This is a genomic window from Actinomadura physcomitrii (assembly GCF_008923205.2).
Taxonomy (GTDB): domain Bacteria; phylum Actinomycetota; class Actinomycetes; order Streptosporangiales; family Streptosporangiaceae; genus Spirillospora; species Spirillospora physcomitrii.
In genome coordinates, this window is sequence record NZ_WBMS02000007.1 from 269931 (window position 1) to 279188 (window position 9258).

The following is a 9258-nucleotide window of genomic DNA, read 5'->3' on the forward strand; positions in this document are numbered from 1 at the left end:
CGAACCACCCGAATTTCGGCGATCTTCACGACCGGGCGAGCAGCGGTTCGAGGTCCGTCCGCGCGTGGTCCCGGACAAGCCGCGCGAACGTCCTCCGGGCGCCGATGGCGCCCGCCGCGGCGTCCCTGCTCGCGCCGGCCTCCAGCAGGGCCCGGACGGCGTCCGCCGAGCCGTGCTCGGTGACCGCCGTGGACAGCGGTGTCCGGCCCGACCTGTCGCGCGCGTCGACGTCGAGCCCGGCCGCCAGCAGCCGGGGAAGGACGAGGCGGTGGTCCATGGCGTACAGGAAGTGCAGCAGCGTGCGCCCCTCGCCGTCGCGCGCATGGGGGTCCATCCCCGCGTCCAGCAGCTGGAGCACGCCGGGAGTGTCGCCGTGCACCGCCCGCAGGAACAGCTCGCTCCGCCGGCGCCGCAGCTCGCGCGGCAGCCGGCCGCGGCCCGTCCGCCACGCCTCCCGCACCGCGAAGCACCGGGAGACCTCGCCGCCGAACGCGCGCAGCGCCTGCTCGCGCCCGTCCTCCTCCGCGGTGTGCGGCCCCGACAGCGCGCCGCCGGACCAGCGGACCTCGTGCCACTCGCCCCGGCAGCGGACCCGTACGGGCACCGGCGGCTCCGGATCCGGCGGCCCGGCGGGTCCCGCGGCTGCGGGGAACAGCGCGGACCGGACCAGCGGATGCAGTTCGTCCGGGGTGATCATCCCCGTGAGCAGCAGGTCGGCGTCGGGGAGCATCCACCAGTGGTCCGGTTTCGGCGCGTCCCGGAGCTCGTCCCGCGCCCCCGGTCGCACCAGCGGGCGCGCGCGCCCGCCGCCCGCCTCCACGGCCACGGTCCGGCTCGGGTCGTACGGCGCTCCGAGGACGACGGTGACCGGGCCGCCGCCGCGCTCGGTGACCAGGCGGCCCAGCCGGCCGGCCAGCATCGGCGGCCGTTCGAGGTACGCGCGGACGCCGTCCATGAACCGGTCCCGGCCGTTCGGGTCCGGCGGCGGCCGAAGGTCGAAGCCCGCGGCGGAGAAGGCGCCGGCGACGTCGCCGCGCTCGTAGCGCAGGATCGACCATTCGGCGCGCGCCACGGCGTCGCCCGGGCCCGGATCGGACACGGGCCGGTCCTCCGGGGCCAGCGGCGTCCCGTCGGCGTGGAAGAACGGGATGCGGCCGGCGCCGCCGAGGTCGTCGATCAGCTCGCCGCAGTGCCGGTCGTCGAACAGGCGGCGCGCGCCCGTCCAGTCGCGCGCCCAACGGGCGGCCTCGGCGGAGACCACCAGCCGCAGCCGTTGCGGCGCCCGCAGGGACGGCGGGCCGAACACCTGGAGCACCGGGCCGCCGTCGCCGTACCGCGCGAGGACGAATCGCAGATGCGCGTCGAAGACGCTCAGGTCGCCGGACCCGCGGGGCAGGTGCCAGCGGAGCAGGTCGGGCACGAGGTGCCGCAGATCCTCGGAGAGCCGGCGGGCCACGGCGGACCCGTGCTCGCGCGCCACGCCGTCCAGCGTGAACCTGACGTCCACGTGCGCCGCGGCGCAGGCGCCGCGCCAGTCGCCCGCCCGCCGGCGCCGGGCCGACCGCTCGATCATCCACCGGGGGACCCGGTGGCGGCGCGTCCGCCGCCAGGCGTGGAGATAGCCGCGGTACCATCCGACGGGCACCACGGGCGGGACGATCTGAGCGTCGTCCGCCACCCGTCCCCCCATCGCCGCATCAGGGGCAGGACCGGCCGGAATCGAACCGGCGTCCTCCGCCGTGCAGGCGGTGCGTCGACCTCTGCGCTACGGCCCTGCCGGGCGGCAGCCTAGCCGCCCCGGCGCGGCGGGACGAGGCGTCACTGCTCGGGCACGGTGGTGAGCAGGTGCGGACGCGGGGAGCTGCGGCGGGCCGGCGGCTCCTGCGACCCGGCGGAGCGGAGCACGTCGGCCGCGCCGATGACGGCGGCGTCGCCGGTGTCGTCGCCGATGCGCGCGGCCAGGCCGGTGCGCTCCCGGATGAGCCGGTCCAGGCCCGGCAGCCGGGCGGTGCCGCCGGTCAGGGTGATGCCGACGCCGAGCAGCTCCCCGGAGATCTCCGGCCCGCAGCCGGACAGCCCCCGCTGGATCGCGGCGACGATCTCCGCGACCGGCGCGGCGATGGCGCGGGCCACGTCGGCGGTGGTGAGGACGATCCCGCGCGGCAGGCCGGTGGTGAGGTCGCGGCCGTGCACGACGGTCTGCCGCAGCGGGCGGCGGCCGATCGGCGGCACCGCGCCGACCTCCAGCTTCGCGGCCTCGGCGCTCGCCGGCGAGATCCGCACCTTGTGCTCGCGGCGGACCAGCGCGACGATCGCCCGGTCCAGGGACGAGCCGCCGACCAGCGCGGTGTGCGAGGTGACCAGCCCGCCGAAGGAGATGACGCCGATGTCGGTGATGTCGGCGCCGATGTCGGCGACGACCACGATCTCCGGCCGCCCGGAGGAGGTCAGCCCCATCCCGACCGCGGCGGCGATCGGCGTCGGCACGAGGGTGAGGCGGCGCGCGCCGGCCTGGAACGCCGAGAACTGCAGCGCCCGGTAGTGCACCGACGACATGCCGCTCGGCACCGTCACGACCAGCCGCGGCCGCGCGGTGTAGCGGCGCTTGTGGTGGGTGCGGACAAGGGCGCGCATCAGGTACTCGGCCTCGTCGGTCTCGGTGGGCGCGCCCTCGCGGATGGGCCGGACGAGGCGCACGTCGGGGTTGCGCCCGGCCATCTCCTGCGCGGGAAGGCCGAGCGCGAGGATCTTGCCGGTGTGCAGGCAGCGGGCCAGCAGCGACGGTTCGCGCGCGACGACCCCGCGGTCCCGCACATGCATCCGCACCGTCGCGCTCCCCAGGTCGATGGCGGTGTCCCGGCCCGCGAAGTCCCACATCGCGTCCCCTTCCCTGTCGCCCTGTCAGCTGTCGCCCTGCGGTCGCAGAGTGCTGATGCCCTGCCGACCTGCGGCGATGCCCATCGGCGGGTAAGCGAATCGCAACGTCCCGGCGATCAGCGGTCCGGAATTCCGGATACGGCGGCCGGCGGCCCGCGCCCGCCCGGCCGCCAGTGCCGAGCGGACGTCAAGAGATCATGTGCGGACGGTGTCGCGCCGCCGGGGAAGGCGGCCTACCGTTGATCACGACGGACCGCTGACCGCGACAGCCCCCGGACGGGAGACGGCGCCCATGAGCGAAGAGCCCCGGATCGACACGACCGTTCCGCACTCCGCGCGGATCTGGAACTACTGGCTCGGCGGCAAGGACAACTACCCCGTCGACCGGGAGGCCGGCGACCGGTTCCTCACGGTCTATCCGGGCATGACCGACGTCGCGCGGGCCGTCCGGCACTTCCTCGCGCGGACCGTCCGGTACCTGGCGGGCGAGGCCGGCATCCGCCAGTTCCTCGACGTGGGCACCGGCCTGCCCACCGTCGACAACACCCACGAGGTCGCGCAGCGCGCCGCGCCGGACGCGCGGATCGTGTACGTCGACAACGACCCGCTCGTCCTGCTGCACGCCCGCGCGCTGCTCACCAGCACGCCCGAGGGCGCCACCGACTACATCGACGCCGACGCCCGCGACCCCGAGCGGATCCTGCGCCGCGCGGCGGCGACGCTCGACCTCGACCGCCCGGTGGCGCTGATGATGCTCGGCATCATGGGGCACGTCTCCGACGAGGAGGACCCGCGCTCGATCGTGGCGGAGCTGATGCGGGGCCTGCCGTCCGGCAGCCACCTCGTGCTCAGCGACGGCACCGACCTCAGCCGGGAGCGCTCGCAGGCGCACGACCAGTACGCCGGCACCGGCGCCGTCCCCTACCACCTGCGGTCGCCGGAGCGGATCGCGAGCTACTTCGACGGGCTCGACCTGCTGGAGCCGGGCGTGGTGCCGGTGTCGCGGTGGCGCCCGGAGGACGGCCCGTTCGGGCCCCCGCAGGCCGTTACGACCTACGGGGGAGTGGCGCGCAAGCCCTGAGACGGGTGCGGGCGCGTCAGCGCTTGCGGACGACGCCGCCGTACTCGTAGATGCCGGTGTCCAGCTTCGAGGCGCCCTCGTACCTGCGCAGCTCCTCGGGGACGGGCGCGAGCGGCGGCTGCAGGTCCATCGGCCGCCAGTCGACCAGGTTGCACAGGCCCGGCTCGACCGGGTCGAAGTCCGCGAGCAGCGCGTCGATCTCGCCCGGCGTCCGCGTCTGCCACGGGATGCCGGCGCCGGTGACCTGCGCGGTCATCTCCGCGCTGCGCACCGGGTCGTCGCACGCGACCTGCGAGAACGTCAGGTGGCTGCCCGGCGCGGCTCGGTCCATGACGGCGTGCAGGATCCGCTTCGGGTCGTCGGCGTCCGGCAGGTGGTGGCCGACGGACAGGAACAGCGTCGCGACCGGCTCGGAGAAGTCGATGAGCCGCTTGACGTCCTCGTGCTCCAGGACGGCGTCCTGGTCGCGCATGTCCGCGGTGATCACCGTGGTGGCCGCGTCGCCGGCGAGCAGCGCGCGGCCGTGCGCGAGCACGATCGGGTCGATGTCGACGTACACGACGCGGGCGTCCGGCGCGAACTGCCGGGCGACCTGGTGCACGTTGGCGTCGGTCGGCAGCCCGCACCCCATGTCGATGAACTGCCGGATGCCGGCCTCGGCCGTCAGGTAGCGGACGGCCCGGTAGAGGAACAGCCGGTTCTGCCGGGTGATGTCCAGCCCGGCCGGGTGGTGCTCCAGCTGGCCCCGGATGAACTGCCGGTCGACCTCGTAGTTGTCCTTGCCGCCGAGCAGCCACCCGTAGGCGCGCGCCGAGGTCGGCACGTCGTTGGGGATGTCGGCGATCGAGGGCTGGTCGTCGTTCACGGCCCGCTCCGCATCTGCGCAGTAGGTGGGGATCTGTGTCGGTTGGAAACGGTATACCGCTTCGCCGCCCCGCGTTGATCGTTCGCCGCCTTCCGGCCGGGCCCGGCCCGGCGCGGCCGGCCCCGGCCGGACTCGGGCCCCGCGCCGCGCTGAGCCCGGCGCGGGCGCCGAGTCCGCCGTCCTACCAGGCGAAGGCCTCCGGGGCGGGACCCGGGCCGGGGAAGATCTCCTCCAGCGCCGCCAGGAACTCCTCCGACAGCTCCAGCTCGACGGCGCGCAGCGCGGAGTCGAACTGGTCCTGGACGCGGGGACCGACGATCGGACCGGTGACGCCGGGACGCGTCAGCAGCCAGGCGAGCCCGACGTCCCCGGCCTCGACGCCGTGCTTGTCGCAGAGGTCCTCGTACGCCTGGATCCGCGCGCGCTCCGCCGGCTCCTCCAGCATCTTCGCCCACAGCCCCGACCCGGACCGGGCCGTCCTGCCCTCGCTCTGCTTGCGCAGCACGCCGCCCAGGATGCCGCCGTGCAGCGGGGACCACGGGACGACGCCGAGACCGTACGCCTGCGCCGCCGGGATCACCTCCATCTCCGCGCGCCGCTCCACCAGGTTGTACAGGCACTGCTCGCTGACCAGGCCGAGCGAGCCGCGCCGCGCGGCCGCCTCGTTCGCCCGCGCGATGCCCCAGCCGGGGAAGTTCGACGACCCGGCGTACAGCACCTTGCCCTGCTGGACGAGGACGTCGACGGCCTGCCAGATCTCCTCCCACGGCGTCGTCCGGTCGATGTGGTGGAACTGGTACAGGTCGATGTGGTCGGTGCCGAGCCGCTTCAGCGACGCCTCGCACGCGCGGCGGATGTTCAGCGCCGAGAGCCGGTCCCGGTTGGGCCACGGGTCGCCCTCGGGGCTCATGTCGCCGTACACCTTGGTCGCGAGGACGGTCTTCTCCCGGCGCCCGCCGCCCTGGGCGAACCAGGCGCCGATGATCTCCTCGGTGCGGCCCTTGCCGCCGTAGATGTTCGCGGTGTCGAAGAAGTTGACGCCGGCGTCGAGCGCGGAGTCCATGATGGCGTGGGCGTCGGCCTCCTCGGTGTGGCGGCCGAAGTTCATCGTGCCGAGGACGAGGCGGCTGACCTTCAGGCCGGTGCGGCCGAGTTGCGTGTACTTCATGGGCCAAGCCAAGCACCTGGAGTGCGCTCCAGATCAACCGGCGTGCCGCCATGACGTCCGGACGTCCACGGCGGCACGCGGGCGGTACCGCCCCGACGGCGCCGGGGCGGTACCGATGGTGCTGCGGGCGGCCGGGATCAGCCGGGTACGTGGCCGGGCGCCGTCATCGCCCCGGAGTGCGCGAACGGTGTCCAGGACCGCCAGTCGGAGTCGGACCGGGAGCCGTCCCCGGCGCGTCCGTGCGGTGGGTTCGCGTGGTGAGGTCTCGTGTGGTGCGGGTGCGCGTGGTGCGCGTGGTGCGCGTCCGCGTGGTGCGGGTGTTGCGCGGCGGGCCTGACGTGCCTCGGCCGCGGGGCCGGATCTCTGTCCGGTCTGCCAGGCTTGATGTGGTTCGACGCGTCGTCGCTTCGCGGTGCCTGGGCCGCGGAATGTGCGGGGGTGTTCGCCGGGGGCTTTCCTGGGTGCTGGACTGGCCTGTCGTCCGGTGGCGGAAGATGGGGGGTCCGCCGCTTATCTGGCGGCTTTCGCCGGGCCTCGCGATCCTGCGCCGCCATTCTGTCTATCTTGTCGACGAGTTCGCGGATGGACGGGGAGAAACTCTGTTTCGCCGGAGCGCCGGGCCGTACCGCCCCGGCGAACTGCCGTTTTCGGGCCCGGCCCAGCTTGTCGATCCGCACCCGGGCACCGGTATGCGGCGCGTGCAGGAACCGGCCGTGGCCGACATAGATGCCGACATGGCTTCGCCCGTGGAAGAAGACGAGGTCGCCGGGCTTCAGCCCGTGCAGCCCCACCTTCCGCTTCACCGACCGGTACTGCGAGTAGGTGATCCGCGGCAGCCGCACCCCCGCCCTGCGCCAGGCGGCCATCGCCAGGCCCGAGCAGTCGTAGCTGGACGGCCCGGCCGCGCCCCACCGGTACGGCTTGCCGATCTGCGCGCGCGCGAACGCCAGCGCCCGCCGGGCGTCGCTGCGCTGCTCGGCGACCTCGGTGCGGTACCGGTCGTAGGCCTTGACCTTGCTCAGCGTCGCGGCGTCCAGGTTGAGCCGCCTCAGCACGGTCGGGTTGAGGTGCGCGCTCGCCGGCGCGCTCATCGGGACCGCCAGCGCGAACCCCGCGGCCGTCGCGGTGACGGCGACGGCGATCGCCCGGTGTTTTCGGGCCGCCGGCCCGGTATGGCGCGCGGACCGGCCGGTGCGGGCCGTCCGGCCGGCGCCGTCCCGCTGTGAACGATGTGCGATGCACATTGGCATGCTCCCCGTTTTCCCTCGTCAGTTGATCATCCCGCCGACAGCTCGGGTACCCGGTGGCCGCCCTTGAATGGGGGAGAACCGGCCGATTTTGCGTGATCATGGAATGGAATTGATGCCGGAATTCGGTGTCTTTTATCAGGAGGTCAGATGGGCGAGCGACTTCAGCGGAACCGGCAGCCACGCCGGCCGGTTCCGCGCCTCGTACCGCACCTCGTACACCGCCTTCTCGAACTCGAACGCGCGCAGCAGCACCGCGTGCGCGGCCGGGTCGGCGCCGCCCGCCGCCGCGTAGCCCCGGCAGAACGCGGCCCGGTTGCGGGCCGCCCACGCGTGCGCGCGCGTCTCCAGATGGCCGCCCGACTCCAGCGGCACCGTCCCGGACCTGGTGATGAGGTACCGCGCCGCGTACTCGAACGAGCGCAGCATCCCCGCGACGTCGCGCAGCGGGTGCGACAGGGCGCGGCGCTCGCTCTGCGTGCGGGCCGGCTCCCCCTCGAAGTCCAGCAGCGACCAGCCCGACTCCGAGCGCAGCACCTGCCCGAGGTGGTAGTCGCCGTGCACGCGCTGCACCGGCAGCGGCTCGGCCTGCGCGGCCAGATCGATGAAGGCGCCGGTCAGCGCCTTGGCGTGCGGGGCGAGGCCGGGCACGGCGCGGCACGTCCCGGTCAGCTCCCCGTTCATCCGCGCGGCCAGCGCGCGGACCTCGTCCGCCGGCACGACCGTCACGCCGAACGCGTTCGCGAGCGCCCGGTGCACGTCCGCGGTGGCGGCGCCGAGCCGTTCGGCCTCGGCGGCGAAGTCGCCGCCGGCGGCGCTGGCGTCCAGCTCCGCCCATTCGTCGTCCTCCGGCTGCGTCGCGTGCGCGAACCAGTCGCGGACGCTCGCGATCGCCAGGCTCCACCCGTCCGCGCCCGTGCGCAGGTAGTCCGACAGCAGCGCGAGCGTGACGGGCTCGCCGCCGCCGTCGCCGGGGTCGAGTTCGATCCAGCCGTGCACGGCGGGGACGTGCTCGCAGCCGGCGCGGGTGAGCGCGAGGTTGACCTCCAGGTCGAGGCTGACGCCGTCGCCCAGCCGCCGGAACAGCTTGCAGATGTAGTCGTCGCCGAACAGCAGCGAGGTGTTGCTCTGCTCGGCCGTGATGGGCAGGCTCGTCAGGTCCGTCCGGATGCGGGCGCCGGGCACGTGCCGGAAGCGCAGCGGGCCGGCCGACGCCCCTGAGGCGAGATGCTCCAGCAGGGTCCGCGTCAGGTCCGGGTCGTGCGCGGCGTCGTAGGTCTGCTGCTTCGCGGCGCCGCCCCCGGGCGGGCCGATCCGCGCGTAACCGAGGCGTCCGGGCAGGTCGCGGCGGACGCCGAGGAGGACCTGGTAGTGCTCGGTGGCGCCGTTCTGGCGGACGTCGAGGACGAGGTGGTGCAGGCCCGGGTCCCCGGTCCGCAGTTCGGTGGCGGTGCCGATCGCGAGGTGCTCGATGGGGCTGTCCTTGCCGCCGAACCACCGCTGCCGCGGCAGCCATTCCGCGAGGTCCCGGGTGAGGACGTCTTCGGGTGGCAGCACTTTCAGCCGTCCCGTTCCGCGCCGGTGCCGGGTTCGCCCGCCGCGCCCGCGTTCGCGTCGTGCGCCGGGTCCGCGGTCGCGGACGGGGCGTCCGGCGGGTCGGCGGGAGAAGTATCCGGTGGCGTGAGCTGGAACCAGTAGAACCCGTGGCCGGGAAGGGTGAGCAGGTAGGGGAGCTCGCCGATGGCGGGGAACTGCACGCCGCCCATGCACTCGACGGGGGAGTGGCCCTCGAACCGCCGCATGTCGAGCTCGACCGGCTGCGGGAAGCGCGACAGGTTCGCCACGCACAGCACCGTGTCGGTGCCGCCCCAGCGGTCCCCGTCGGCCGCGTCGATCTCGCGGGTGAAGGCGAGGACGGAGGGGTTGGAGGCGGACAGTTCGACGTAGCTGCCGACGCCGAAGACGGGGTGGCGCTGCCGGATCTCGATCATTTTGCGGGTCCAGTGCAGCAGGGATCCGG

Annotated in this window: 8 protein-coding genes and 1 tRNA gene; 1 reads left to right on the forward strand and 8 read right to left on the reverse strand. The window is 74.3% G+C overall.

The features are described from left to right. Nucleotides 1-25 precede the first annotated feature (25 nt). The 3 genes from F8568_RS50305 to F8568_RS11755 form a co-directional block, all read right to left on the reverse strand. Nucleotides 26-1678, reverse strand: a complete 1653-nt coding sequence (locus F8568_RS50305) for an ankyrin repeat domain-containing protein (protein WP_151593552.1) — start codon at nucleotides 1676-1678, stop codon at nucleotides 26-28. 26 nt (nucleotides 1679-1704) lie between these two features. Continuing rightward, a tRNA-Cys gene (locus F8568_RS11750) sits at nucleotides 1705-1775 on the reverse strand. A 43-nt stretch (nucleotides 1776-1818) separates the two neighbouring features. Next, nucleotides 1819-2877 (reverse strand): rod shape-determining protein, encoded by a 1059-nt coding sequence (locus F8568_RS11755; RefSeq protein ID WP_151593553.1) that lies wholly within the window; start codon nucleotides 2875-2877, stop codon nucleotides 1819-1821. Between the two features lie 292 nt (nucleotides 2878-3169). Here F8568_RS11755 and F8568_RS11760 point away from each other — a divergent pair, with 292 nt between their 5' ends. Beyond that, nucleotides 3170-3958, forward strand: coding sequence for an SAM-dependent methyltransferase (locus F8568_RS11760; protein ID WP_151593554.1), 789 nt, complete (start codon nucleotides 3170-3172; stop codon nucleotides 3956-3958). 16 nt (nucleotides 3959-3974) lie between these two features. Here F8568_RS11760 and F8568_RS11765 read toward each other — a convergent pair whose 3' ends face one another. The 5 genes from F8568_RS11765 to F8568_RS11785 form a co-directional block, all read right to left on the reverse strand. After that, entirely contained in the window at nucleotides 3975-4823 is an 849-nt protein-coding gene (locus F8568_RS11765) for an SAM-dependent methyltransferase (protein ID WP_151593555.1), read from the reverse strand. Between the two features lie 181 nt (nucleotides 4824-5004). Continuing rightward, a complete protein-coding gene (locus F8568_RS11770; RefSeq protein WP_151593556.1) occupies nucleotides 5005-5991 on the reverse strand; it encodes an aldo/keto reductase in 987 nt (328 codons plus the stop codon). 137 nt (nucleotides 5992-6128) lie between these two features. Next, nucleotides 6129-7235 carry a C40 family peptidase gene (locus F8568_RS49515; protein WP_328600825.1) on the reverse strand — a complete coding sequence of 369 codons (1107 nt, stop codon included), beginning with the start codon at nucleotides 7233-7235 and terminating at the stop codon, nucleotides 6129-6131. Between the two features lie 141 nt (nucleotides 7236-7376). Continuing rightward, nucleotides 7377-8795, reverse strand: a complete 1419-nt coding sequence (locus F8568_RS11780; protein ID WP_151593557.1) for a maltokinase N-terminal cap-like domain-containing protein — start codon at nucleotides 8793-8795, stop codon at nucleotides 7377-7379. A 2-nt stretch (nucleotides 8796-8797) separates the two neighbouring features. Continuing rightward, a partial coding sequence (locus F8568_RS11785; protein WP_202124808.1) for an alpha-glucosidase C-terminal domain-containing protein occupies nucleotides 8798-9258 on the reverse strand: 461 nt, incomplete at its 5' end.

Bases quoted from the DNA above. Each gene is read 5' to 3' on its own strand.
- F8568_RS11755 (WP_151593553.1), bottom strand. From the start codon at position 2,877: ATGTGGGACTTCGCGGGCCGGGACACCGCCATCGACCTGGGGAGCGCG.
- F8568_RS11760 (WP_151593554.1), top strand. From the start codon at position 3,170: ATGAGCGAAGAGCCCCGGATCGACACGACCGTTCCGCACTCCGCGCGG.
- F8568_RS11770 (WP_151593556.1), bottom strand. From the start codon at position 5,991: ATGAAGTACACGCAACTCGGCCGCACCGGCCTGAAGGTCAGCCGCCTC.
- F8568_RS49515 (WP_328600825.1), bottom strand. From the start codon at position 7,235: ATGTGCATCGCACATCGTTCACAGCGGGACGGCGCCGGCCGGACGGCC.